This window comes from Halobellus sp. Atlit-38R (assembly GCF_003665925.1).
GTDB classification, from domain to species: Archaea; Halobacteriota; Halobacteria; order Halobacteriales; family Haloferacaceae; genus Haloquadratum; species Haloquadratum inordinatus.
The window spans coordinates 79,318-104,060 of sequence record NZ_QXIJ01000009.1; the positions used below are offsets into that span (position 1 = coordinate 79,318).

Here is a 24,743-nt window from a genome sequence, read left to right on the forward strand (position 1 = left end):
GTGGACTGTCGTACCCAACGAACGGTTAAGAAGGGTTCGGCAGCGGGGTAAAAGTGAAACGGTCGAGGTACTGCCGCGAGCGCGGTCGCACACGCGGAAAATCGGGGAACGACCCCGTTCGGACGGACCGCCGGCTCAGGAGTGGTCACTGCCTACGCGATCGAAAGAAGAACTGCAGCATAACGAGCCGCCCCAGAGCGGGGCCGACTACTTACTCGACGTCGATCGATTCGATTTCGATGTCTTTGACGGGCTTGTCGTTGCTATCGGTCGGGACGTTTCCGATCTCCTCGACGACGTCCATTCCCTCGACGACGTGGCCGAAGACCGCGTGGCGGCCGTCGAGATGCGGCTGGGCGTCGAGCGTGATGAAGAACTGCGAGCCGTTCGTGTTCGGACCGCGATTGGCCATCGAGAGGACGCCCGCGCCGTCGTGGTTCAGGTCCTCGTGGAACTCGTCGTCGAAGGTGTAGCCGGGGCCGCCGCGGCCCGTTCCCTCGGGGTCGCCGCCCTGGATCATGAAGCCGTCGATGATCCGGTGGAAGATCGTTCCCTCGTACAGGGAGTCCGTGCGAGTCTCGCCCGTCTCGGGGTCGCTCCACTCCTTCTCGCCGGTCGCGAGACCGAGGAAGTTCTCGACGGTGCGGGGCGCGCGCTGCTCGAACAGTTCGAGCGTGATGTCGCCCGTCGTTGTGTGCAGCGTCACGACCGGGTTCTCGGAGTTCTCCAGTTCGGAGTCGTCGACCATACCCACGAGAGGAGCGACTGATACAAAACGGTGTCCTCTCAGTCTGATCCGGGAAGACGTCACTCTGCGAGCGGTCCGTCGGGGACCGCGCTCACGTGCATCCCGACGAACAGCCACTCGTTTCCCTCCCGTTCGAGCGTCCCGCTCCACCGACTGTCGAAGTCGTATTCGCGGTCCGCCCCGACGTCGTGCCACGCCAGCCGCACGTCGTCGGAGAACCACGCGTGACCGTCGCGTTCGACGACCCGGAGGTGCCGGCTCTCGGCGGTCCAGTCTGCGGTCGTCGCCGTCTGCTCGCGAAGTCCCGCTTCGACCTCCTCGTACCCGGTCAACCGCTCGGTAATTCCGAACTTCACGACGTCGGGGCGGTCTGCGAAGAAGGGGTACAGCGGCTCTCCGTTCCGCAGCGCCTCGTAGTACTCGCGGATGCGTGCCTCGGCAGTCGTCTCGGCGGCCATACCGGAAATAACGCGCGTACGAGAAAAACACCTGTCGACGGCCGAAACGGGGACCGACGCCCGAGCCGTGCTTAGAACGCGCGGAGATCTTCGAGGACGGCTTCCGCCGCGCCCGAGTCGATGCTCTCGCGGGCCATCTCCAGGCCCTCATCGAGCGTCTCGGCGTCTTCGCGGGCGTAGATCCGGAACGCGGCGTTGAGTGCGACGGCGTCCGCGAAGTGGTCCTCGCGTTCGCCCGCGAGGATCTCCTCGGTCAACCGGGCGGAGTCGCCGGCGACGTCGTCAGGGTCGACTTCGAGGTCTTCGTACTCGAAGTCCATCCCGTACTCCGGCGTTTCGATCTCGTAGTCGCGGAACTCGCCGTCGGTCCACTCGCCGACCTTCGTGTAGCCCGGTCGGATGTCGTCGTAGCCCTCCATCCCCTGGAACATCACGACGCGGTGGGGGCTCTGGGACGCCATCTGCTCGAAGGTGTCCGTGATCTTCTTCGCGAACGCGAGGTGGTAGAACGAGCCGAGGTGGACGTCAGCCTTCGCGGGGTTCGCGATCGTCTCGACGGTGTTGACGAACGTGCGGACGCCCATCTGGTCGCGGCGCTCCCACAGCGCGTGGACGCGCGGGGCGAACTCGGGCTGGTAGTAGAAGCCGAAGCCGGTCTCGTCGACCATCTCCGCGCTCTCCTTGGGGACGAGCTCGGTACGGACGCCGAGTTCGTCGAGGACGTGCTTGTAGGCGTCCTGTTTCTGCGTCGGGACGCGGTCGCCCGAGTGGGCGACGACGGGCGTGTCCGCGCCGGCGGCGACGATGCCAGCGGCGGCACCGAGGATGGCGGTGTCGCCCTTGCCGTCGTAGTTCGCGCCGCAGTCGACCGGATCGGCGTCGGGTTCGGCGTAGACGACGTCCTCCGCGATTACGTCCGCGTAGGCGGCGAGTTCCTCCGCGTTGTTGTGCTTCCAGCGGTTCGCGAGCCAGAACGCGCCGAGCGTCGTGTGGTCGGGTTCGCCGGCGAGGATCCGCTGCATCGCCTCGGTCGCCTGCTCACGCGTCATATCCTCGGCGGATTTGACGCCCGTGCCGACGACTTCGGTCATCAGTCGTTTCAACGGCCACTCCCCGAATTCGGCGGTTTCCGACGCTTGTGCCATACGTTCCCGTTGGAATGCGAGCATCAAAAGTGGACCGTTCGGTTCTCACGTGAGCGGACCGACGGCGGCTGCGACCTACCCGAGGGAGGCCGAAATTGGTACGTTCGTGCGGGCCGAAGCGCTCCCAATGAGCGCACTGGAAGACGACTGGCGCGCCGACCTCGACGACGTGGACGCCGCGCTCGTCGACGAGTACCAGAGCGGCTTTCCCGTCGTCGAGCGACCGTTCCGCGCCGTCGGCGACGCACTCGGCATCGACGAGACCGAGGCCCTCGATCGGGTCCGAGACCTCCGCGAGCGAGGCATCTTTCGGCGGTTCGGAGCCGTTCTGAACCCGCCTGTCATCGGCAGTTCGACGCTTGCAGCCGTCTCCGCACCCGCGGATCGGTTCGACGAGGTCGCCGAGGTGATCAACGGCTACCGGCAGGTGAATCACAACTACCGCCGCGAGCACGAGTGGAATATGTGGTTCGTCGTCACCGCCGCCTCCCGAGAGAAGCGCGACGCGATCTTAGAGGAGATCGAAGAGCGGACGGGCTGTGCGGTGCTGAACCTCCCGATGCTCACCGACTACTACATCGATCTGGAGTTCCCCGTCGTCAACGACGACGCCTTCGCCCGTGAGAGCGTTGCCTCGACGGACGCGTCGGCGACGCGAATCTCCGAAGAAGCCGTCGGCGGACTCTCGAAACTGGAGGCGGATCTCTTAGTCGAAATCCAGGACGGCTTCCCGCTCTCGGCGACACCGTATCGCGACGTCGCAGACGCCATCGACGCCGACGTCGACGCGGTCGTCGGGGCGATCGAGCGCCTGCTGGAGGACGGGTGTATCAAACGGATCGGCTGCGTCGTCAACCACGTCGTCACCGGCTTCGATTCGAACTGTATGGTCGTCTGGAACGTCCCCGACGACGAACTCGACGAGCGGGGCGAGGCCGTCGGCGAACTCCCGTTCGTCACGCTCTGTTATCACCGCCCGCGACGCCCCGAACAGGACTGGGAGTACAACCTCTTCACGATGATCCACGGCCGGGAAGGCGACGTCGTCGACGCGAAGATCGACGAACTCGCGAGCGAGCACCTCCCGTTCGAGCACGAGCGTCTCTACTCGACGGAGACGCTGAAACAGACCGGCGCGCGCTACGACGAACTCGTGAGCGCGGACGGCGAGTAGCGACTGTCGGCCGGGGAGCGACGCGCAGTGAGAAGGTAGGGCTGCAAGCTCGGATCGACCAGGCCCACTGTCAGTCGCCTATCGCGAGAGCGGCGAGACGCGATAGAGCATCCGCGCGGCTCCGAGCACGCCCGTCTTCGCGAGCGATCCGCTCCGGTAGGCACCGTACTTGGCGTAGAAACTGCTCTTTCGAACGCCAGCCCCGGCGTAGTGGCGCGCGGAGGTCGGCATCGGCGTCCGCCGGCCCTCGACGCCGGTTGCGCCGTCGCGGATCGCATCGAGTACGACGTCGGTCGTCAGTTCCGCGCGGTCGACATCTTCGAGTTCGATTTCGGTGTACGCGCGGCCGACGTACCCGACCTTGTGCGCGTCGCTGCCGGCGACGCCCGGGTAGCCGTACGCGTCCGCGTAGCGGCGTGCACGGCGGTTCTTCCACCCGGTGAACGCCCAAGAGTTGAACACCTCGATGGCGTCGGGGTCGACGCCGCGGAGCCGCCGCTTCCGGACACCGTGTCGACTCCGCTGGAAGGGGTGCGGGACGATCGCAACCCCGTCTCGCTCGCGGATCCACGCCACTGTCTCGGCCATCGGCGCGCGGCGCGGCGGCATCTCCTCGACGCCGAGCGCGAGCAGGTGACCGTCTGCGGTCGACACTTCGACGCCGGGGATCCCCACGAGCCCGTACATCGGGGCGAGTTCGGCTGCGCGTACGGATTCGTGGATGACGTCGTGGTCGGTAACGACGACGGCGTCGAGACCGATCTCGGCTGCCTGTTCTAACAGCAGCTCTGATGGATCAGCCCCGTCGTACGAGGCTTCCGAGTGGACGTGCGGGTCGATTCTGACGGTGAGCGACACAGGAGTCTGTTCGCTCTCCCCGCAGTAAAGCCTGTCTGCACGCGAGCAGTAAGCCGAGCGTGTGATTCGGATGAGTCCGCTTACGGCGTGTCTGATCCGATTCGCTCGCCCACGTCGTAGCCGTTCCAGAGCGCCCGTGGAACGCGGCCCTCGCCGGCGACCCAGTCCCCAGCGACGTAGAGTCCGGCGTCTTCGGTGAGGTGGACGGCGTCGGCGTCGAGACTCGCGTCCGGAAGCGCGTAGCGCCACCCCTGGTCGTCGACCCAGTTGGGGTCGGCGTAGCGATCGTCGCCGAGCAGCGTCGCGACGCGGTCTGCGACCCCCGGTTCGACGTCCGAGAGCGGATCGTCGTAGTGGGTGGTCGACCACTCGGGACCCATCTGGACGATCAGCAGGCTCTCCCCGTCGGGGACGTGACCTTCCTTGCACTCCTCGCGCGACAGCCAGCCGATCGCGTGTTCCTTGTCGGGGTTCACGAGCCCGTACCACGGGTAGGAGTCGCGAAACGGATAGTGAAAGACGAGTGTTCGAATCGTCCGGTAGGGGACGGCGCTGACGGCATCGACGAGCGAATCGAGCCGGTCGTCGTCCCAGTCGGTCGCGCGCAGCAGGTCGGCGGTCTGTGGGGCCGGCGGCGTCAGGAGGAGCGCATCGAACGGGCCGTACCGGTCGCCGTCGGTGTCGGTGAGCGTCCAGGTTGCGGCATCGTCGCCGACGTCATTGCCCTCCTCGCGAGCGACCTCGGCGATCCGGGTCCGCCGGTGGACGGTCGCGTCGGTCGCCGCGAGCAGGCGCTTCGCCAACTGCGTGATCCCCTCGGTCCACGTCCACTTCGTCGACTCCCGGTCGCCTGCAGTAATCTCGCCCGCGGCATCGAACGTCCAGACCGGCTCGTCGATCTCGACGAGGCCTTCCGTCCCGAGTTCCGGGAGTAACGCGGCGGTCCGTTCGTCGGCTTCCGTGACGTAGTTCGCACCGTGATCGTACCGACAGCCGTTCTTGCGGCGGGTCGCCGCCCGCCCGCAGACGCCGCCGCTCTTCTCGACGATGGTCACGTCGACGTCGGCGTCGCGGAGGGCGTACGCCGCGCCAGCGCCCGCTGCGCCCGCACCGACGATACCGAGTCGCGTGGGCGAATCGACCGAAGGATCCACTCGATCAGTCACAGTGGCTCCACGGAGGGAACGGGCTTTACCGTTCGGGCCGACCCGAGCCACTGGCGATCGAGAGCGGTCCGTAACTACTTGACTGCGGCCGCCCCTGATGATCGTATGGCGTACGACGCGATCATCTTCGACAACGACGGCGTCCTGGTCGAACCCGTCACTCTCGATCTGCTCACTGCGGCGGCGCGCGACCGGACGGCGAGCGAGGCGCAGATTCAGTCGATGCGGCGCGGCGAGAAAGACACCTACGCCGACGTCGATGCGCTCGCGGCGATCGACGCCCCGCGCGGGATCGTGAGCACGAACCAGCAGGCCACGATCGACTCGATTCTCGAGTATCACGACCTCGGAGCGCTGTTCGAGACGGCATACGGCCGCGAACCGACGGTCGAGAGCCTCCGTCGCAAGAAGCCCGCGCCGTACTATCTGGAGCGCGCGCTCGACGACCTCGACGCCGAGGCAGCGCTGTTTGTCGGCGACAGCAAGAGCGACGTCGAAGCAGCGCACCGGGCGGGCGTCGATTCGGCGTTCATTCGCCGCGAACACCGCGCGGAGACCGTCCTCGGGACGGAACCGACGTACGAACTCGACTCGCTGTGGGATCTTCACGAGGTCGGCGGCGTGCCGCTCGCGCCGGACGGGCCGGCGAGAAGCGGGCTCTCAACCGACGAGGATGCGTGACCGTAGCCGACCGAGGGTAGGAAGCGGCTACAGCAGCTGAAACGGGCGATTGCGACGGCCAGCGTTATTCGCGCTGAAAATCGCCCCGGAACCGTTATACGGGAGTCCATAGAGGCCAACATATGCGGATACCGAGTGGGGTCAGCGGCTTCGATCACCTGATTCAGGGCGGGTTTCTCCCGGGCCGGTTGTACGTCCTCTCCGGACCACCGGGAAGTGGCAAGACGACGTTCACCGCCCAGTTCGTCGCCGAGGGGCTGAGAAACGGGGAGAACAGTCTGTACGTCACGATGCACGAGTCCCGCGAGGAACTCGTCGACGATATGTCGAACTTCGAGTTCGGCTTCGAGACGCTCACGGCCTCCGAGCAGTTCCGGTTCGTCAATATGGCGAGCAAGCAGGGCAAGCGGCTCCTCAATCAGTTCTCTCAGAGCGGGAATCCCTCGAGCGTCCAGAGCCTGACGGACAAGATCGTCGCCTTCGTCAACTCCCGGGACGTCGACCGACTCGTCATCGACTCGACGATGCTCTTAGAGCTCTTCTTCGCCGACGGCGACGAGGAGATGACGCGCTTTCTGACGGCACTCAAAGACTGTGAAGCGACGACGCTTCTCATCTCCGAGATGACCGACCCGAGCGCGTACTCCGACGAACACTACCTCGCGCACGGCGTCATCTTCTTCCACAACTACCTCGAAGCGACAGGAATGACGCGGGGAATCCAGGTGGTAAAGATGCGCGGTACAGACATCGACTGCGACATCCGATCGCTGCGGTTCACCGACGAGGGGATCGTGGTCGACCCCACGAAACGAGTGGACTTTTGAGATGTACGAACGCGCCTTCGACACCGACTGGGAGACGCTCTCTGGAGAGGGGGCCATCCGTCGGACGTACGCACTCGGTATCGCCGCGGAACTCGGCTACCGGAACGCCGAGGAGCGCGAGCGGATCCGGGCGCTCGCGTCGAGCGCCTACGAGCGGAGCGTCCTCGATCTGGCCTTCGAGGAAGGAAAACGCCAGGTGCAGGACGTCCGCCCCCACCACGAGTCCGACGAGGACACCTGGGAGGCACTCATCGAGAGCGCGGAATCGCCGTCGCCGCCGCCGGATTCGCTGACGGTCGAGGACCGCCCGGCGGAGATTCCCGACGCGGTCGATCGGCCGCCCCTGCTCGACGGCTTCGATGCGGGCGATCTCGAACGCCTCACATTCCCCTCACTTCTCCGACGCGACGAGGAGTGATCGCGGGGGACCCCGCCGGGCGTCCACGGGGCGAAGTTCTTGACGCTCGGGTCCCAACCGTCGGTATGGCGAACGACGCAACCGACGACCTCCCGGAATCGGACGCCGAGTGGCGCGACCGTCTCACGGACGAAGAGTACGAGATTCTGCGCGAGCGCGGGACCGAACCGAAGTTCAGCGGCGAGTATCTCGACCGCGACGACGACGGGACGTACCGCTGTGCTGGCTGTGGCGCCGCCCTCTTCGACAGCGAGACCAAGTACCACTCCGGCTCCGGCTGGCCGGCCTTCTTCGACGCCGCCGAAGGTGCGATCGAGACGCGAACGGACACGCGACACGGGATGCGTCGCGTCGAGGTGCTGTGTCGCAACTGCGGCGGCCACCTGGGTCACGTCTTCGAGGACGGCCCGGAGCCGACCGGCAAGCGTTACTGCATCAACTCCGCCGCGCTCGATTTCGACCCCGAGGAGTAACCCGCGGCGCGATGGTCCGTACTGTCGGACAGCAGTGCGTGAATGATATTGGCACCGACGGGGCGCCGATACGCTTCACAGAGTTCTGTCCGACAGTGTCACTCGTCGGCGGCGAGGTTCGTCGTCAGGACGGGGACCGCCGACCGCGCGACGACATTCTGGGAGACGCTTCCCATCAGATTGTTCGTGTAGTCGCCGCGGCGGGTGCCCATCGTGATGAGATCCGCGTCGACTTCGTCGGCGTACGCGAGGATCTCGTCGGCGGGGTCGCCCTGTCGGATCGCGGTCGTGACTTCGATCCCCGCCTCTCGGAGCCGGGTCGCCGCGCGGTCGGTCGCCGCCTCGCCTTCGCCTTCTAACTCCACGAGCACGTCGGTTTTCATATCGTCTTGGAGCGTCAGGAACGCGCGGTCGTCGATGACGTAGAGAATGTACACCTCGGCGTCGCGTCGCCCGGCGATGTCGGCTGCGGTCTCGACGACCGCGTCCATCGACTCAGTTCCGTCCGTCGGCAGCAAGATACGCTCGAACATATGGCTCTACCGGAGGTATCATCTGCGGCACCCTATATCCTCCTTTCTCGTTCCGCACGAACCGGAACTATTGTGGGGTTCGGGCTGCCGTTTCCCCGGTGCGCTCGGGGCGGCCCGAGTGGGCCCCCAAGACGGGAATAGCCGCGGCGTTGAAGGCGCCCCCGTCCATTCATAGCGGTGATGGAATCGCAGTTATACCCCGAGCGATTGCCGACGCGGCCCGAAACGGCCGTCTTCGTCTCCGGCGTGACGAGTATGGGGCTGGAGATTCTGGCGGGGCGGATCCTCGCGCCCGAGTTCGGCAACAGCATCTACACCTGGGGTGGGATCATCGGCGTCTTCCTCGCGGCGCTCAGTCTGGGCTACCACCGCGGCGGGAAGCGCGCGGCGACGAACGCCTCTCACTCGCGGCTGGTCGCCGTCTTCCTCGTGACGGCACTCTACGTCGCTGGCGTGGTCTTGCTCGGCGACCTCGTCGTCCGGTCCACCGGCGTCCTCCCGCTTCCCAGCGAGTTCGCGTCGCTCCCGGCGATCACGCTCCTCTTCGGACCGCCGACGTATCTCTTGGGATACGTGAGCCCCTACGCCGCGGAACTGGCTGGCGGCGACGTCGGCGCGACCGCGGGCCACGTCTACGCCGTCGGTACCGTCGGGAGCATCGTCGGCGCGTTCGCGACGACGTATCTCCTCGTGCCGCTGCTCTCGGTGCCGCAGATCGGCCTCGTGCTGGGACTCTCGGCCGTCGTCGCCGCAGTCGTCGTCGCCGCGCCCGGACTCACTGGCACGTCCGGTCTCCGCGTCGGGATCGTCGCGCTCGCGCTCGTCGCGGCGACCGCGACCGGTGGCGTCGGTCCGAGCGTCGCCGGCGACGCCGTCTACAGCACTCAGACCCCCTATCAGGAACTCCGCGTCGTCGACCGCGGCGACACGCGGACGCTCTATCTCGACGGGCAACCCCACAGCGCGATGGACCTCGACGACCCGACGCGACACGTCTTCGATTACACCCGGTACTTCCACGCGCCGCTTCTGCTCACCGACGACGTCGACCGCGTGCTGTTCGTCGGCGGCGGCGGGTTCACGGGCCCGCGGATCTTTCACGAGACGTATCCGAACGTCACCGTCGACGTCGTCGAACTGGATCCTGCCGTCGTCGACGCCGCCGATCGGTACTTCGGCATCCCCGACTCGCCGCGGATGAACGTCCACACCGGCGGTGGTCGGCAGTTCCTCGAAGAAACGAACCGCACTTACGACCTGATCGTCCTCGACGCCTACCGGAAGGACTCGGTGCCGTTTCAACTGACGACGGTCGAGTTTATGCGCCTCGCGTCGGACCGGCTCGACGAGGACGGCGTCCTCCTCGCGAACCTCATCTCCGCGCCCAGCGGTCCGGCCTCGGAGTTCTACCGCGCGGAGTACAAGACGATGCAACAGGTCTTCCCGCGCGTCTACAGTTTCCCGACTGCGGGTGGTCCGGTCGTCCAGAACATCGAGATGGTAGCGACCAAGTCGGACTCACTCGTCACGCGCGAGGAGTTCCAGGCGCGGAACGAGCGCCGTGACATCGGCGTCGATCTCGCCCCCGAACTCGCCTCCTACCGGCGGGACGAGCCGACCGACGACGTGCCCGTGCTCAGAGACGACCGAGCCCCGGTCGACAGCCTGCTCGACGGGATGGTCGGACAGCGCTACGTGCGCGTTCGCGCGAACGCGTCGGAAAATACGTCGGACACGACGTCGCCTGCGGCCGCGGCGGGCTGATAGGGATTATCGTAACCGCTCGGAGATTCTCGCCGTATCGTCCGGCGAGAAATCTATGGAGACTTACGAGAGTCCCTATGATCGCCCGAATCAGAACCCGAATCCGCCCCAGCGGATGTACACCATCACGGCGACGATGCTGAGTTGGAGAACGCCCTGAATCCCGGCCAACTTCGCGTTCCGCATCCCGATGGCGCCGATGAGGTCGGCGTTCGGATTTTCCGAGGTCATCTCTAAGTACATCCGCGCTTCACCGGGGAGGATCACGCCGAACCCGAGGATCGTGAGCACGCTGACGATGGCCAGCGCGGCCAGGATCGCCGTACTCGGCATCGCGAACGCCCCGAGGTTCGCAACCAGCGACGCGGCGCCGCCGCCGACAATGACGACGAAGAGCGCCAGCCAGCGCCAGTCGGTGAACGCGTCGAACTGAGAGCCGATGGCCAACAGCGCCGGCCCCATCGCGGCGATAGAGAAGATGCCGCCCCACGCGGCGAGACCGGGGAGCAGTCCCATCTCGCTCGCCAGAACCATCCCGCCGATGATCGTCGTGAACGCGAGCGTCGGCATCAGGAACGTCATTTTCGGCGTGAATCGCTGGAAGACCGCCGCCCGGGTGTCGATGTCGAGACTCCCCAAAACGGGACCGAGGATCATCGCCATAAACAGGTCGATGCCCGTCCAGAGCACGCCCGCCATCACGTGAACGTACGTCAACTGCTGTGTCGTTCCGAACAGCACCGCCGCGACGAAGACCGCGAGCGGGACGACGACCGCTCCCGCCCCGAAGGCCGGGTTCGCTCGGTTGGCCATCCCCTGAATCGTGTTTGAGACACTTACGCTCATCGTCGGCACCGACTGGTTAGAACGCCAATATACTATCGGTTGTCGTGACTACTTGCCGTCATTTCTGTGAGGCGTCGGCCTCGACCGCCGAGCCAGCGGCTCGAACGTCTGTCAGTCGGTCACTCCAGCACTGGAGCTATCGGGTGTAGTACTTCGGAAAATCGCGGATCGTGCGTCGCCCTCGTTACCGCTGGACGGCGACAGCTAGAACCGGATTAGACGCGGACGACGTTCGTCGCGCGGGGGCCCTTGGGGGCCTGTTCGATCTCGAATTCGATTTCCGTACCTTCGGTGAGATCCTCGCCGCCGACGTCTTCCATGTGGAAGAACACGTCCTCGTCAGCGTCCTCTGTCTCGATGAAACCGTAACCGCCCGTGTCGTTGAAGAAGTCAACCGTACCGTTTGCCATTGCAAATAGACGAATGGCCGGTATACGGATAACACTTCTGTATTCGTTTTCAAAATTCCGGGAGCAGTTATACGAATATCTGATTAGTACAGAATCTGGTTAGCAACCGAGTGTACAGTCAGTTCCCAGGAAGATACAGACACAGTCCTTCGGATCCCACGCGGGATCCGATCGAACACCCAATTTTGCCCGAATCTGCGAGTCCTGACCGCGGCCCGCAGAGGCTCCCGTGCTATCCGCGCAGGAGGTTCATCACTTCGTCGACGACATCGGGTTCGACGGCGACGACGTAGCGCTTTCCGGGGTCGAGCGTCGTATCCGGCCGGGCGATGCGCTCGCCCTCGTCGCCGGAGACGACGAGCGTCCCCGCGGGGAAGCGGACTTCGGACAGCGTCTTGCCGGCGGCCGGCGCGCCCTCCTCGACGCGGATCTGCATCACGTCGAGCGAACCAGTCACGTCGGCGAGGGTCTGGACGTCGCTCCCGATGATCTCGTTGGCGGCCGTCCGCGCGCCGGCGTGTTCGGGGAAGACGACGGCGTCGACGAACTGCAGATAGGCCTCGCCCGAGGCGTCTTCGATGCGCGTCACTGTTCGGACCTCCGGTGCGAGTTCCTGGGCCACCATACAGATGGCGAGGTTGAGTCCCGAGTCGCCGGTGAGTGCGGCGATGGCGTCGGCCTCCGAAAGGTTCGCCTGCGCGAGGATGTCGGGATCGGTTGCATCGCCCCGAATGACCGTCGCCACCCACTCGTCGGCGATGGCGTCGACGACAGCCGGGTCCGGTTCGATGATCGATACGTCGTGATCGCGGTTAGCGAGCAACTTCGCGGTCTGGAATCCGACGCGCCCGCCGCCCGCGATGACGATGTTACGTTTGCTTGTCATAGTTAGTCGTCCTCCGTAGTCGGCTCCGCAATCGACGATCGCTCGGCGTCAGCCTCCTGACGCGCTCGATACCACTTGAGTCCGTAGTACGCGACAGCGCCGAGCACGATCCAGCCCACGCTGAGAAGCAGCGCGAGCGGATCGGTCCGGACGAGATACACCACCAGTACCCCGGTCAGGATCAGATTCAATCCGATCCCCAAGAGTGGCGGGATCGGGTAGTAGGGGAGTTCGTAGGGGCGATTCATATTGGGGCGTTCCCGTCGCAGTTTGATCACGGCCCCGTTGACGACGACGAACGAGAGGAGGAAGAACAGACTCGACATATTGCCGGCGCTCTTGGTCGGAAGCGCGACGGACGCGAGCATCACTACCGCACTCGCGACGATGGCGACGAACGGCGTCCCGAACCGGTGGTGCAACTGTCCGAAGGACGGCAGCAGTTGCCCCTCGCGACCCATCGAGAACGCGACCCGCGAGGAGGCGATCACGACCGCGTTCAGCGCCGTCAGCGTCGAGAACACGGCCCCGAAGACGATGATCGCGCCGCCGTTTTTGATGATCGGCAGGCCGGTCGGCATAAACTCCGTCGCCGCTGCGGCGATGCCTGCCTCGCCGGCTTCCGCGAGCCCTTGCGCACCGAGCGTTCCGATCGCGACCGCGACCACGGCCATATAGACTAGCACGGTCGCGGCCAGGCTGAGGAAGATCGCTTTTGGGATGTTCTCTCTGGGGTTTTTGACTTCCTCGGTGACGGTCGTGATGAGGTCGTACCCCTCGAAGGCGATGAACGTCAGCCCCATCGCCGGCAGAATGGCGAACGCGCCCGCAGCCTCCGGAAAGAGTGGCTGAAACTCCGCCCCCGAAAACATCGGCGAGGTCGCGCCGAATGCGACGAAGACGAGCAGGATCGTGACCTTCGTCGCGGTGAAGATCGTCTCGACGCTCCCGCTGGCGGCCGTCGAGACGGCGTTCAGCACCACGAACAGGACGACGGCCGTGAACGCCAGCACGAAGCCGATCGGGAGAGCCATATCGATGACTGGGAGGGCGAGTGCCCCCACCTCACCCGGCGGCGGGACGATACCGTACACGTGCAGCAGTTCCAGGAAGTTGGGCGCGAACCCGAGCGCGTACAGGGCGCCCGCGATCATATACGCGAACCAGAGCATCCACCCCATCAGGAACGACGGGAGCGATTTGAACGTCTCCTTGACGAACGCGTAGCCGCCGCCGCTCTTCGGGATCGCACTTGCCAGTTCGGCGTACGAGAGTCCCGTGAATGCCGTGACGACGCCGTTGAGGATGAAGACGAGGAGTGCGGCCGGCCCCGCGATTTCGGCTGCCAGCCCGGTCAGGACGAAGATGCCTGCGCCGATCATCGCGCCCATCCCGATCATCGTGGCGTCGAGCAGACCGAGCTGGGCCTCGGGTGACCGCTCTTTATGACTACTCATTGCCTCGTCGTCTGCGTCTGTTCGGTCGCCACCGCTGCGTCGGCGGGGGTCGATTCGATCCTGCGCGCAACTGACGTCTCCGCGGGTCGCCGCCCGGACGGCCCTGCCGACACCCGGCGGCGATCGGCACCCGCGTCGTCTCGGTACGCATACACTCACAACAATTGCAAGCGTCCGGTTTTTAAGTACCGGTGCGGATGGCTGGTGGGACGGCCCGACGCACGAGCCGAACCAGCAGGAAAGCGCGACGCTCAGGCGATCACGAGCCACGCGAGAAGCACGGCGAGACCGCCGAGCGACGTGGAGGCGACCGCGTGGATTCTGAGGCGGTCCAGCAGCGCGTGCGCGTCGCCCGTGACCGACAGCAGGTCGTGGATCTCGCTGCCGATCTCACAGCGTGGGAGGAAGTCCATCGCGACGTGGAGGAAGACGCCAGCGGCGAATCCGAAGACGAGGCCGCGGATCGCACCGGCGGCGGGAAGCGCGATCATCGAGGAGGCGATACCAGCGATACCGACGCCCGTCGCGGGAAGCAGCAACACCGAGGCGTCGCGGTCGGCGCTCACGAGCCGTCTGGCGGCCGCGTAGCCGGCAGGACCCTTGTGCGAGACGATCGACAGGCCGAGCAGCGGGCCGAGTTCCGGCATATTCCCGTAGATGATCCCGATGATCGCGCCGGCCGAGAAGGCGTGGGCGGTCAGTTCCGCGACGGTCCGGTCCATCGGGAGATCCATATGCGCCAGTCGGTGCCCGATCGTGTGCGACCCGAACCCGGCCAGCAGGCCGAACGCGACGCCGAAACCACCCCACTGTGGGTGTTGTCCGATCGCCTGCGGCACCAGGAACACCGCGGCGCTCGTCACCATTGCGCCCGCGGCGAGCCCGTAGCCCCACACGAGTACGCCCGCAGTGCCGTCTTTCGTCCGCACGCCCAGCGGTGCCGCAAGCGCCATCGCGAAGAACGCGACCCAGGAGATGCCGACGAGCTTTCCGCTCCCTGCCGTGCCGACCACGACAGCCAGTACGGACAGCGCGGCGAGCACGAGCGTCGCCAGAAGCCCCACTCGAGAGAATCGTCTCATAATATGAATCCGACCGTTTTGGTTAATAACGCTCACGTTGATAACATAGACAACGTATTTAATAACGAGGCGGACTGGGGTGGACGAGTCGAATCGCAGAATCGGAGATTGCCGATCGGGCGCAGGACGCTATCGCGAGCGAGTTGCACGCATCCAGGTCTTCAGATCGACGCGCTCGCCGTCGATCTCCGCCGGCGTCGCCTCGGTCGCGGCCCAGACGAACATCTGGGCCACCTCGGTGGGGTCACGACCACCCGGTGCGCTCAGGTCGGTGTCGACGAGGCCGGGGTCGACGATCGTCGCGGTCTGCTCGACGTCGACGGCCAACTGCCGGACTAACGACTCGACTGCGCCCTTGGAGACGGCATACGCACCCATTCCGGGGTCGTAGTCGACGGCGATGGCACCCGACGGGACGAGGATCCGCCCGTCGTTCGGCATTCGATCGAGCGCCTCTTTCGCCGTGGCAAAGACGCCGCGGAGATTCGTTCGGATGGTGTCGTCGAAGCGGTCGTACGGCTCCTCGTGGATCGGTGCCTCGCCGGACGCGGCGTGTTTGACGCCCGCGTTGGCGACGACGACGTCGATGCCGTCTCGCTCGCCGGTGTCGTCCGCGACGTCGACGAGGTGTGCGACGTCGGACTCCTCGCGAACGTCAGCACGGACGCCTTCGACGGTGGCGGTACTGGCCGAACCGTTCTCGCTGGCGGCACTGGCCGCCTCTCTCGCGTCGGCGAGGGCGTCGTCGAGCGCGTCGGCGTCGCGCGCACACCCGACGACCGCCGCTCCCTCCGCAGCGAACGCCGCGAGCAACGCGCGTCCGATGCCGCGACTGGCACCAGTGACGAGAACCGTCGCGTCGGTGAGGTTCATATCCCGATGTGGCGCCGATCGCAGGTAAAGATACTCGCCGCGTGGCGACGGTCTCGCCACGCGACCCGCGACAAACGCGCGACGACGGCGTCACACGGTCATTCGATTTATAGTTTCCACGCTCTAAGTCGATCCTATGGACTCCCTCTCGGAGCTCCGCTCGCTCGACGGCGCGGACGTTGTCGTCGTCGGGGGCGGATTTGGCGGCCTCTCGACCGCTTGCTATCTGGCCGGTGCCGGTGCCGACGTGACGCTACTGGAGAAGAACGGGCAGCTCGGGGGCCGCGCGAGTCGCCTGGAAGTCGACGGATTCCGGTTCGATATGGGGCCGTCGTGGTATCTGATGCCGGACGTGTTCGAGCGCTTCTTCGAACACTTCGACCACGAGCCCGCCGATTACTACGACCTCACGCGGCTCGACCCGCACTACCGGATCTTCTTCAAAGACGGCGACCGCGTCGATATGGTTCCGGACCTCGAACAGAACCGACAGACGTTCGAGTCCTACGAACCCGGCGCGGGCGACCGCTTCGACGAGTACCTCCAGAAGTCGAAGAAGAACTACGAGGTCGGGATGGAGCACTTCGTCTACGAGGATCGCTCCTCGCTCCGGGACTTCATCGACTGGAACGTCTTCAAGAACGCCCGCGGCCTCTCGCTCATCGGCTCGATGCAAGATCACGTCGAGAAGTACTTCGAGCACCCCAAACTCCAGCAGATTATGCAGTACACGCTGGTGTTTCTCGGCGGCGCGCCGAACAACACGCCGGCGCTCTACAACCTGATGAGCCACGTCGATTTCAATATGGGTGTCTACTACCCCGAGAACGGACTCGGGGGCGTCGTCGACGGCATCGTCGCGCTCGGAGACGAACTCGGCGTCGACTTCCACACCGACAGCCCGGTCGCAGAGATCCGCGGCCGCGAGGGCGCGTTCGTCACCCGGACCGAGGACGGCCGGGAGTTCTACGCCGACTACGTCGTCAGCGATGCCGACTACCGACACACCGAGATGGAGCTTTTACCGCCGGAAAAGCGGCAGTACGACGAGGACTACTGGGAGTCACGGACGTACGCCCCCTCGGCGTTCCTGCTCTACCTCGGCGTCGAGGGCGACGTCGACCCGCTCGAACACCACACGCTCGTGCTCCCGACCGACTGGGACGAGCACTTCGAGCGCATCTTCGACGACCCGGCGTGGCCCGAAGACCCCGCCTACTACCTCTGTGTTCCCTCCGAGACCGACGACACCGTCGCGCCCGAGGGACACTCGAACCTGTTCGCGCTCGTCCCGATCGCCGCGGGACTCGAAGACACCCCCGAGATGCGCGCGGAGTTCCGTGACCTCGTGTTGGACGACATCGAGGCGAACACCGGCGTCGCCCTCCGAGACCGGATCGTCTTCGAGAAGTCCTTCTGTGTGAACGACTTCACGAACCGCTACAACAGCACGAAAGGAACCGCCCTCGGCCTCGCTCACACGCTCCGGCAGACCGCGCTGTTCCGCCCGCCGCACCACTCCGAGGCGGTCGACGGGCTCTTCTTCACGGGCTCGTTCACGACGCCCGGCATCGGCGTGCCGATGTGTCTGATCAGCGGCGAACTCACAGCCGAGGCGATGGCCGAACGGGCGGGCTGAGGATGTCTGGCCGCCTGCGGTATCTGCTGACGCTGTCGCGTCCGCGCTTTTGGTTCTACCTCGCCGGCCCCGTCGTCGTCGGCGTCGCGTTCGGAGCCGACACGACCGGTGATCTGTTCACGGCGGTGAGCGTCGGCCTCTTCGCGTACTTCCTGCTCCCGGCGAACGTCTTCCTCTACGGCGTCAACGACGTCTTCGACGTCGACGTCGACGTCGCGAACCCGAAGAAGGACGAGCGAGAGGCCCGGTGGAGCGGCGACTCGGTCGTCGCCGCCGTCATCGCGGTCTCGACGCTTCTGGGGGCGGTGACGTTCCTCCTCACGTCCCCGCGGGCGTGGCCGTATCTCGCCGGGTTCTTCCTCCTCGGCTTTCAGTACTCCGCGCCGCCGCTGCGGTTCAAGACGACGCCGTTTCTCGATTCGGTCTCGAACGGTCTGTACGTCCTCCCGGGGGCGGCCGCGTACGCCGCTGTCGCGGGGGCACATCCGCCGTTCGCCGCGGTCGCGGGCGCGTGGCTCTGGGCGATGGGGATGCACACCTTCTCGGCGATTCCCGACATCGACCCCGACAGAGAGGCCGGCATTCGGACGACAGCGACGTTCCTCGGCAAGCGGCGCACGTTCGCGTACTGCCTCTGCTGTTGGCTCGCCGCGGCGGTCGTCTTCGGCCTCGTCGACGTCCGGATCGGCCTCTTGCTCGGGGCGTACCCCCTCTTGATCCTCGCAGTCTACCGGTCTGACGTCGACGTCGACCGCGCGTACTGGTGGTATCCGATGCTCAACACGGCCGTCGGGACGCTGCTGACGCTCGGGGCGCTCTGGAGGCTCGTCAATGCCTGATCCGGACGCTCGCTCGTCGCTCGCGAAGCTCGGGGAACGCCTGCCACGGACGCGTGCGGAGTGGGAGTCGCGGCTGGAGCGCCTCGTGCGCGAGAACCGCTTTACGATCTCGGTGTTCTTCCCGCTGAACGGGATCGTGCTCCTCCTCGCGAGCGCCGAGGGACTCCTGCCCGCGCCGCTGGCGTTCAACGGGCTGTTGATCCTCGTCGGCACGGCCGTGATGCGCTCGCCGCTCGTCGTCGGCGTCCTCTCGATCACCGACCGCCGGGCGGCCGTCGGCGTCGGCGCGCTGACGCTGTACGCCTACGCCATCGAGTTCGTCGGGATCCAGACCGGCATCCCCTACGGCGAGTTCTTCTACGGCGTCGACCTCGGGCCGGTCGTCGCGGGCGTGCCCCTCGGCCTGCCCGTCTTCTTCATCCCGCTCGTGATGAACTCGTATCTCCTCTGTCTCCTCTTGCTGGGCGACCGCGCCGCCCACGCGGCGACGCGTCTCCTCGCCGTGATCGCGGCCGTCCTCACGATGGATCTCGTCCTCGATCCCGGCGCTGTCGCGCTCGGGTTCTGGGTGTACCCGAACGGCGGGGCGTTCTACGGCGTTCCGCTGTCGAACTACGCCGGGTGGGTCCTCTCGGCGACAGTCGCTGTCGTCGCGCTCGACTGGGGGTACGACCGTCACGCGCTGCGCGCGCGGCTGGAAGACTGCGAATTTCTGCTCGACGACCTCGTCTCCTTCGTCATCCTCTGGGGCGGCATCAACGCGTGGTTCGGGAACTGGATCCCGGTCGCGCTGGCGGCGCTGTTCGGGCTCGGCCTCCTCCGGACCGACCGATTCGACGTGCCGACCCGCAGTCTGCCGTGGATCCAGAGTCAGACGTCGACGCGGAGCCAGGAGTCGACGCAAAAACAGGAGTCGACGTCGAAGCGTTGAGAGGGATTATCGTCACTGTTCGGAGATTCTCGCCGTCCCGTCCGGCGAGACATCTATGCGGACGTACGATAATCCCTATGAGAACGAACCGGACGGCCTGAACGCCCTATTCGCTCCGCGTGAAACTGCGGAGCCATCCCGAGACTCGCCCGCCCGTCCATCGTGACGCACCCGAACCGGTCGTCCGGCCCGGCGACGGCCCCGAATGGCCCGAATCCCGCGTCGTCTCGCTCTCGTCGGGGTACGGCACGACGCTGACGCGGCGGAACACCGCGACCGGGTCGCGTTCGAGCGCCCAGTACAGGCGCGTCTTCGCCAGTAAGTACAGCTTTCTGGACGTCGACAGCGACGGCGTCGTCGAGAGGACGTCGCAGTCGCGAGTGCGAATCTCGTGGTGGTGGTCGGCGTAGAGCACCGCGGCCAGGAGGACGGCGAACTGGCAGTCCTCGGGGAGATACTGGATCCCCTCGACGCCCTCGCGGTAGAGGGCTTCCGCTCGCTGTAGTTCTTCGCGCATCGCGGCCTGGAAGTTCTCGTCGAACTCGAAGTTCAGTATCTGATCTTCGGTGACGCCGTGTTTTCGGAGCGTCTCCTGGGGGAGGTAGATCCGGCCGCGCTCGACGACGTCCTCTCGGACGTCGCGGAGGAAGTTCGACAACTGGAATGCCTCACCGAGCGCTGTGGCGTGCGGGAGGGCCTGCTCGGCCTGCGGCGTCTCCATAATCTGGGTCATCATCCGACCGACGGCGGCCGCAGAGCCGTCCATATACGCCTCCAGTTCCTCGTAGGTCTCGTAGCGGTCGGTGTCGATGTCCGAGAGCATCGCGTCGATGAAGACGTCGACGTCAGAGGCAGGGATGTCGTGCGTCTCGCGGAGTTCGGCGAACGCGGTCAACACGGGGTCGTCTGCGTCTTCCTCGCCGAGCGCCTGCCGCCGCAACTCTTCGAGTCGCCGTCGCTGTTCCGCCGGCGGAGCGGTGTCGACGGCGTCGACGACTTCGTCTGCGACCCGGAAGAACGCGTACAACACGTACGTCTCGTGTCGGACGCGCTCGGGGAGGACCCGAGTCGCGAGGTGGAAGGTCTTCCCGGTTCGCCGCTGGATTTCCTTGCTCTGTCGGATCTGTTCTTGTTTGACCATCGTTAGGTACCACGTTTCAGGGCGTCCCGTCGTCGTGCCGTCCGACCACGCATCTGTCATTCATAGTACGGACTGGCTTCATATAACGCTTCGTGCCGATTTGAAACCAAATCGAACTCGAAGCAAAAAAACGGCCAATAGACTCATATACCCGTTTTCGGCGGTTCCGAAACCACGGTATCAGATTACCAGAATGTATCGCTACAGTCGTAGACGACTCCGTGCTCCGGACAGACGTACTTGCAGTGGCGATGTGCCATCGGTCGCTCGCAGATCGGACAGGGGCGACCTGGCGGCGTTTCGACGCCGTCCGCGGGGGCGTCCTCGACGGACGCGTCGCTCTGTCCGCTGGCCGTGCTCGGTTCGTTCGCGTCGCTCACGTCACAGTCGGGGGTCGCAGTCGACAAGAAGATTGGCGTTGTCGCACGTCGCGCCGGCGCGGAAACCGAGCGTGAAAGAAGCTGCGGTCAGCCGACCGAATCAATCGTAAACGCTACTATACGTCCGACCGTGTCAGCACTCCGACCAGCCGCAGGCCTCGCAGGTCTTGCAGCCTTCCGAGTAGTACAGCGACATACTGCCACATTCGGGGCACTCGGGGCTCTCGCCGGCCGCGAGCAGGTCGTCGGTCGCGTCGGTGTCGCCAGCGGGTCCGGAGCCGCCCGCGAGATCCACGCTGTCGCCGACGTCGACGTCCTCGACGTCCACGGCCGCGCCGCCGTCGGTCTCACGACCCGGCGAGACGCTCGCGTCCTCGGTCTGCCCCGAGACCTCCGTTAGGTTCTGTTGCTGGGGGTAGCCCTTGTCGATCTCGCCGTCGAGATAGCGTCGCATCGCCGTGCCGATCGCGTCCGGGATGGAGTTGATCTGCTCGCCTTTGTCCCAGGCGACTTTCGGACTGCGGATGCCCTGCAGTTCGCTCGCGATCTCGCTCGGATCGACGCCCGAGCGCAGCGCCGTCGAGACGGTCTTCGCGAGCGCCTCGGTGAAGGAGGCGGTGAAGCCGCCGGAGTTGCCGATGTTCGCGAAGAGCTCGAAGGGCTTGCCCTGGTCGTCCTCGTTGATGTTGACGTAGAGCTTTCCGTAGCCCGTGTCGATGCGCTGGGTGACGCCGTGGAGGACGTCGGGGCGCGGGCGCTTCTTGCCGAGGTCGGTCTCGCCGTCGGCGGCCGACAGCAGCCGTTCGACCTCCCGGTCGAGCGCCGCCTGGACCTCGTCGTTCTCGAGGAAGCCGTCGATGCCGCCGAAGACGTCTTCGATCTGCTCGACGAGCGTCTCCGCGGCCTCGCTCTCGTCGGCGAAGTCAGTGTTCTGCGCGCGCGTGGTGAGCACCTGCTTCGAGCGCGTGCCGTCGCGGTAGACGGTCACGCCCTTCCCGCCGTTGCGGTAGATGTAGCGGTAGACCTCGTCCATATCCTCCTTGCTGGCGGAGTTCGGGAAGTTACAGGTCTTCGAGATGGCGGAGTCGACGCCCTCCTGGGTCGCACACTGCACGGCGGCGTGCTGCTTGCCCGAGAGGTCGCCGGTGACGACGAACAGTTCCGAAATCGCGTCCGGAACCGTCGACAGCGAGGAGACGCCGTCGAACTCGTTTTCGGCCATCTGGGTCTGGGCCTCCTGCTTGACGGCGTCGACATCGATGTCGTTGGCCTCCAGCGTCCGGAGGAAGTAGTCGTCGAACTCGACGAGCATCTCGTCGCCCTGCACGTCGTCGGAGACGTTCTTGTAGTAGGCGACGTTGTAGATCGGTTCGATCCCGCCCGTCGTGTTGCCGACCATCGAGGTGGTGCCGGTCGGGGCCACCGTGGTCGTGTTGTGGTTCCGGATCGGGAAGCCCTCGGCCCACTCGTCGGCGTCGAGGCCGACGTAGTGCTCGAACCAGTCACGATACTCGGTCGGGTCGGCGTACTTCGAGTCCTCCCAGTCGGCGAAGGTGCCGCGGGCCGTCGCGAGTTCGTGGCTGGTCCACTTGGACTCGTGATTGATGTGAGTCATCAGCTGGCGAGCGACTTCGTTGCCCGCCTCGGTGCCGTACTGGATGCCGAGCTGAATGTACAGCTGTGCCAGCCCCATCACGCCGAGCCCGATCTTCCGCATATCCCGGACCTTCTCTTCGATCTCCGGCACGGGGAAGTCAGACATCGTGACGACGTTCTCGAGGAAGTGCGTCCCGCGGTCGATGCGGTAGTCGAACTCCTCCCAGTCGATGGCGTTTTCGAGGAACGCGTCGACGGCGTTCTCGAACTCGTCGTACTCGTCGCCGTGGGCATCGTACCAGGCGCGCCAGTCAGGAGCGTCGAAGTCGACGAGCGTCGAGAGATTGATGTGGCCGAGGTTACAGGCCTCGTACTCCTCCAGCGGCTGCTCGCCGCAGGGGTTCGTCGCCAGGATGCGGTGGTCCGGGTGCTCCTCGACGTCGAACGAGTGGAGTTTGTTCACGCGTTCGAGGTAGATGACGCCCGGCTCGCCGTTCTCGTGGGCGCCGTCGACGATGTGGTCCCACAGTTTCTCTGCGGGCACGGAGAGTTCCTCGCCGACCTCGACGTGCTCGCCCAGGCCGAACATATCGTACAGTTCTTTCGTCTCGGCCGTGGCGATGTGCGGTTCACCCGTCCGCGGGTTGGTGAACGTGAACTCCTCGCCCTCGAACAGCGCGTCCATAAAGTCGTCGGTGATGCCGACGGAGATGTTGAAGTTCGAGAGGTGGCCCTCGACTGCGTTCCGGAGGTGCTTCGGGACGCGTCCCTCCTCGTCGATGAGTTCGCGCGCTTCGTCGAGCGCGTCGGCGAAGGAGTTGTGGGTGAAGTCGTCGGGGTCGTTCAGTCGCAGCGTGTGCGCCAGCGAGACGTCCTTGTTCTTCGCGTGGATGAACTGGATGACGTCGGGGTGGCTGACCCGCATTACGCCCATCTGCGCGCCGCGTCGCGCGCCGCCCTGCGCGATCGTCTCACAGAGCTGGTCGTACGTCCGCATAAACGTGATCGGGCCGGAGGCGATGCCGCCGGTCGAACCGACCGGGTCGCCGTAGGGGCGGAGCCGCCAGAAGGCATAGCCCATCCCGCCGCCGCTCTGGAAGACCTGCGCGGCCTCTTTGGCTGTCTGGTGGATGTCGTCGATGTCGTCGTCGGGAGAGTCGACGAAACACGCCGAGAGCTGCTGGAGTTCGTCGCCGGCGTTCATCAGCGTCGGCGAGTTCGGCATAAAGGAGAGATCTTCCATCAGTTCCTCGAACTCCTCGCGCTTCGTCTCGACGGCCGCTTTGATCTCCTCGGGGAGCTCGGGGACGACGGTGTCGTAGGCGAACTTGTTGGCGTTGTAGACCGACAGCGACGTCTCGGCGTCGGAGTCGGCGTCGACGCCCTTGCCGAACACTTCCGCGGCGAGTTCGTCGCGGCGCGGGTGGTCGGGCTTCAACTGGTCAGGCGTGACCGTGACGTCGACGTCGCGGCGCTCGGCCTCGAAGACGGCCTCCGCGAGCGCGACGTTCTTCGCGACGCGCGGGAAGAGGTCTTCCTGGGACTCGATAGGGTCGCCGTTGGCGTCCTTGCGGAGATAGCGCGCCGGCAGAATGTTGTGGTAAGCGTTGGCAGTGAGCCGCTCTTCGAGCGAGTCGCCGTCGGTACGCTTGACGGGCAGTTCGAGCTCGCCTGCGTTCACGGACTGGTCGCTCATCTACTGTACCTCCCGCCCTGTGCGGTTGCACCGGGCGATCTCGAATCGGGTGACTGACTCAGTTCTGGGCATTTGTAACGATGACTTGTGAGTGTGGCAGGTCGGTTAAGGCTTCGGTATCCGGACTCTACCGTGATAAATATCATATTCTATACCTACACCCTGACCGGCTGCGCCACGCGTTCGACGTGACGAGGAATCGTATGCGCGGAGGGGGTATGAAGGTTGGCAGACCGAAGTGGAAGTGAAAATGCGAATCTGCGAGTCGAGCGCTGTCAGTCGATTATCCAGCGGAACCGAGGGGGCGTCGCACGCCCCGAGCGCGCCGCCGTAGGGGACAGCCGACTGCGAGCCCCCACCCGACCGAGTCTCGTTTAAATGCTTCTTATGCGCCGAATACATCAGTTTCTGTATCAATTCGCCACGGTCCGGACGGTATCGGCAGCTTCAACCGTCGCACTCCCCCACAGACTTATTCCCCCGTCTGGTGATACGATGGGGTATGGTGTTCACACCCGCGTCGATCGCTCCCCTCCAACTCGGTGGCCTGCTGGCGCAACCGCTCGGTCAGGCGCTCGCCGTCATCGTCGCGATCGCAGTCGTGATCATTGTCGGCCGCATCGCGCTGAAGATCGCGTGGCGACTCGTCACGATCGCCGCGCTGGTCGTGGGAGCGCTGCTGGTGCTCTCTTTCTTCGGCATCAACGTCCTGTAGTCCTGCC

The 24,743-nt window shown here is 65.4% G+C and carries 25 protein-coding genes; 10 read left to right on the forward strand and 15 right to left on the reverse strand.

Translation table 11 applies throughout. The features are described 5' to 3' along the window. Positions 1–211: 211 nt before the first annotated feature. The 3 genes from D3D02_RS13030 to D3D02_RS13040 all read right to left on the reverse strand — a co-directional run bounded on the left by D3D02_RS13030 (position 212) and on the right by D3D02_RS13040 (position 2,351). The gene (locus D3D02_RS13030; protein ID WP_121570432.1) at positions 212–748 is read right to left on the reverse strand and encodes a peptidylprolyl isomerase; all 537 of its coding nucleotides are present in this window, start codon (positions 746–748) and stop codon (positions 212–214) included. Between the two features lie 59 nt (positions 749–807). Further along, entirely contained in the window at positions 808–1,206 is a 399-nt protein-coding gene (locus D3D02_RS13035) for a nuclear transport factor 2 family protein (protein ID WP_121570433.1), read from the reverse strand. A 71-nt stretch (positions 1,207–1,277) separates the two neighbouring features. Continuing rightward, complete coding sequence (locus D3D02_RS13040) at positions 1,278–2,351, reverse strand: anthranilate phosphoribosyltransferase (RefSeq protein WP_121570475.1); 1,074 nt, start codon at positions 2,349–2,351, stop codon at positions 1,278–1,280. A 127-nt stretch (positions 2,352–2,478) separates the two neighbouring features. Here D3D02_RS13040 and D3D02_RS13045 point away from each other — a divergent pair, with 127 nt between their 5' ends. Beyond that, on the forward strand, positions 2,479–3,525 hold the full coding sequence (locus tag D3D02_RS13045; protein WP_121570434.1) for an Lrp/AsnC family transcriptional regulator: 1,047 nt from the start codon (positions 2,479–2,481) through the stop codon (positions 3,523–3,525). Between the two features lie 78 nt (positions 3,526–3,603). Here the strand turns inward: D3D02_RS13045 and D3D02_RS13050 are convergent, their stop codons facing one another. Both D3D02_RS13050 and D3D02_RS13055 read right to left on the reverse strand, forming a co-directional pair. Beyond that, positions 3,604–4,383 (reverse strand): PHP domain-containing protein, encoded by a 780-nt coding sequence (locus tag D3D02_RS13050; protein ID WP_121570435.1) that lies wholly within the window; start codon positions 4,381–4,383, stop codon positions 3,604–3,606. An 80-nt stretch (positions 4,384–4,463) separates the two neighbouring features. Further along, on the reverse strand, positions 4,464–5,549 hold the full coding sequence (locus D3D02_RS13055; RefSeq protein WP_233560653.1) for an NAD(P)/FAD-dependent oxidoreductase: 1,086 nt from the start codon (positions 5,547–5,549) through the stop codon (positions 4,464–4,466). A 105-nt stretch (positions 5,550–5,654) separates the two neighbouring features. Between D3D02_RS13055 and D3D02_RS13060 the strand changes: the two genes are divergently transcribed. The 4 genes from D3D02_RS13060 (at position 5,655) to msrB (ending at position 7,948) form a co-directional block, all read left to right on the forward strand. Beyond that, positions 5,655–6,230 carry an HAD family hydrolase gene (locus D3D02_RS13060; protein ID WP_121570436.1) on the forward strand — a complete coding sequence of 192 codons (576 nt, stop codon included), beginning with the start codon at positions 5,655–5,657 and terminating at the stop codon, positions 6,228–6,230. 122 nt (positions 6,231–6,352) lie between these two features. Next, on the forward strand, positions 6,353–7,057 hold the full coding sequence (locus tag D3D02_RS13065; RefSeq protein WP_121570437.1) for an ATPase domain-containing protein: 705 nt from the start codon (positions 6,353–6,355) through the stop codon (positions 7,055–7,057). A gap of 1 nt (position 7,058) precedes the next feature. Continuing rightward, entirely contained in the window at positions 7,059–7,475 is a 417-nt protein-coding gene (locus D3D02_RS13070; RefSeq protein WP_121570438.1) for a hypothetical protein, read from the forward strand. Between the two features lie 65 nt (positions 7,476–7,540). Then, positions 7,541–7,948: a peptide-methionine (R)-S-oxide reductase MsrB gene (gene msrB / locus D3D02_RS13075; protein ID WP_121570439.1), complete on the forward strand. Its 408-nt coding sequence runs from the start codon at positions 7,541–7,543 to the stop codon at positions 7,946–7,948. A 98-nt stretch (positions 7,949–8,046) separates the two neighbouring features. On the opposite strand, the gene D3D02_RS13080 is transcribed toward msrB, so the two are convergent. Beyond that, positions 8,047–8,481, reverse strand: coding sequence for a universal stress protein (locus D3D02_RS13080; RefSeq protein WP_121570440.1), 435 nt, complete (start codon positions 8,479–8,481; stop codon positions 8,047–8,049). A gap of 180 nt (positions 8,482–8,661) precedes the next feature. On the opposite strand from D3D02_RS13080, the gene D3D02_RS13085 reads away from it, so the two are divergent. Continuing rightward, positions 8,662–10,245: a spermidine synthase gene (locus tag D3D02_RS13085; RefSeq protein WP_121570441.1), complete on the forward strand. Its 1,584-nt coding sequence runs from the start codon at positions 8,662–8,664 to the stop codon at positions 10,243–10,245. 90 nt (positions 10,246–10,335) lie between these two features. Here D3D02_RS13085 and D3D02_RS13090 read toward each other — a convergent pair whose 3' ends face one another. The 6 genes from D3D02_RS13090 to D3D02_RS13115 all read right to left on the reverse strand — a co-directional run bounded on the left by D3D02_RS13090 (position 10,336) and on the right by D3D02_RS13115 (position 15,799). Next, positions 10,336–11,091 (reverse strand): hypothetical protein, encoded by a 756-nt coding sequence (locus D3D02_RS13090; RefSeq protein ID WP_121570477.1) that lies wholly within the window; start codon positions 11,089–11,091, stop codon positions 10,336–10,338. Between the two features lie 215 nt (positions 11,092–11,306). Beyond that, complete coding sequence (locus tag D3D02_RS13095; RefSeq protein ID WP_049987241.1) at positions 11,307–11,501, reverse strand: cold-shock protein; 195 nt, start codon at positions 11,499–11,501, stop codon at positions 11,307–11,309. A gap of 232 nt (positions 11,502–11,733) precedes the next feature. After that, on the reverse strand, positions 11,734–12,387 hold the full coding sequence (locus D3D02_RS13100) for a TrkA family potassium uptake protein (RefSeq protein WP_121570442.1): 654 nt from the start codon (positions 12,385–12,387) through the stop codon (positions 11,734–11,736). Positions 12,388–12,389: 2 nt separating this feature from the next. Next, a complete protein-coding gene (locus tag D3D02_RS13105; protein WP_121570443.1) occupies positions 12,390–13,844 on the reverse strand; it encodes an APC family permease in 1,455 nt (484 codons plus the stop codon). 251 nt (positions 13,845–14,095) lie between these two features. Beyond that, on the reverse strand, positions 14,096–14,926 hold the full coding sequence (locus D3D02_RS13110; RefSeq protein WP_121570444.1) for a ZIP family metal transporter: 831 nt from the start codon (positions 14,924–14,926) through the stop codon (positions 14,096–14,098). Between the two features lie 129 nt (positions 14,927–15,055). Continuing rightward, complete coding sequence (locus tag D3D02_RS13115; RefSeq protein ID WP_121570445.1) at positions 15,056–15,799, reverse strand: SDR family oxidoreductase; 744 nt, start codon at positions 15,797–15,799, stop codon at positions 15,056–15,058. A gap of 136 nt (positions 15,800–15,935) precedes the next feature. Between D3D02_RS13115 and D3D02_RS13120 the strand changes: the two genes are divergently transcribed. The 3 genes from D3D02_RS13120 to cruF are packed head-to-tail and all read left to right on the forward strand — an operon-like array spanning position 15,936 to position 19,208. Then, on the forward strand, positions 15,936–17,438 hold the full coding sequence (locus D3D02_RS13120; protein ID WP_121570446.1) for an NAD(P)/FAD-dependent oxidoreductase: 1,503 nt from the start codon (positions 15,936–15,938) through the stop codon (positions 17,436–17,438). A gap of 2 nt (positions 17,439–17,440) precedes the next feature. Continuing rightward, the gene (locus tag D3D02_RS13125; RefSeq protein WP_121570447.1) at positions 17,441–18,277 is read left to right on the forward strand and encodes a prenyltransferase; all 837 of its coding nucleotides are present in this window, start codon (positions 17,441–17,443) and stop codon (positions 18,275–18,277) included. Next, on the forward strand, positions 18,270–19,208 hold the full coding sequence (gene cruF, locus D3D02_RS13130; protein ID WP_121570448.1) for a bisanhydrobacterioruberin hydratase: 939 nt from the start codon (positions 18,270–18,272) through the stop codon (positions 19,206–19,208). Before D3D02_RS13125 ends, cruF begins: the two co-directional genes overlap by 8 nt. Before the next feature lie 106 nt (positions 19,209–19,314). Here the strand turns inward: cruF and D3D02_RS13135 are convergent, their stop codons facing one another. The 3 genes from D3D02_RS13135 to D3D02_RS13145 form a co-directional block, all read right to left on the reverse strand. After that, the gene (locus D3D02_RS13135; protein ID WP_121570449.1) at positions 19,315–20,349 is read right to left on the reverse strand and encodes a phytoene/squalene synthase family protein; all 1,035 of its coding nucleotides are present in this window, start codon (positions 20,347–20,349) and stop codon (positions 19,315–19,317) included. A gap of 185 nt (positions 20,350–20,534) precedes the next feature. After that, positions 20,535–20,729, reverse strand: coding sequence for an HVO_2523 family zinc finger protein (locus D3D02_RS13140; RefSeq protein ID WP_121570450.1), 195 nt, complete (start codon positions 20,727–20,729; stop codon positions 20,535–20,537). 133 nt (positions 20,730–20,862) lie between these two features. Next, positions 20,863–24,021, reverse strand: a complete 3,159-nt coding sequence (locus tag D3D02_RS13145) for an adenosylcobalamin-dependent ribonucleoside-diphosphate reductase (RefSeq protein WP_121570451.1) — start codon at positions 24,019–24,021, stop codon at positions 20,863–20,865. A 502-nt stretch (positions 24,022–24,523) separates the two neighbouring features. Here D3D02_RS13145 and D3D02_RS13150 point away from each other — a divergent pair. Beyond that, the gene (locus tag D3D02_RS13150; RefSeq protein WP_121570452.1) at positions 24,524–24,736 is read left to right on the forward strand and encodes a hypothetical protein; all 213 of its coding nucleotides are present in this window, start codon (positions 24,524–24,526) and stop codon (positions 24,734–24,736) included. The last annotated feature ends 7 nt before the right edge of the window (positions 24,737–24,743 follow it).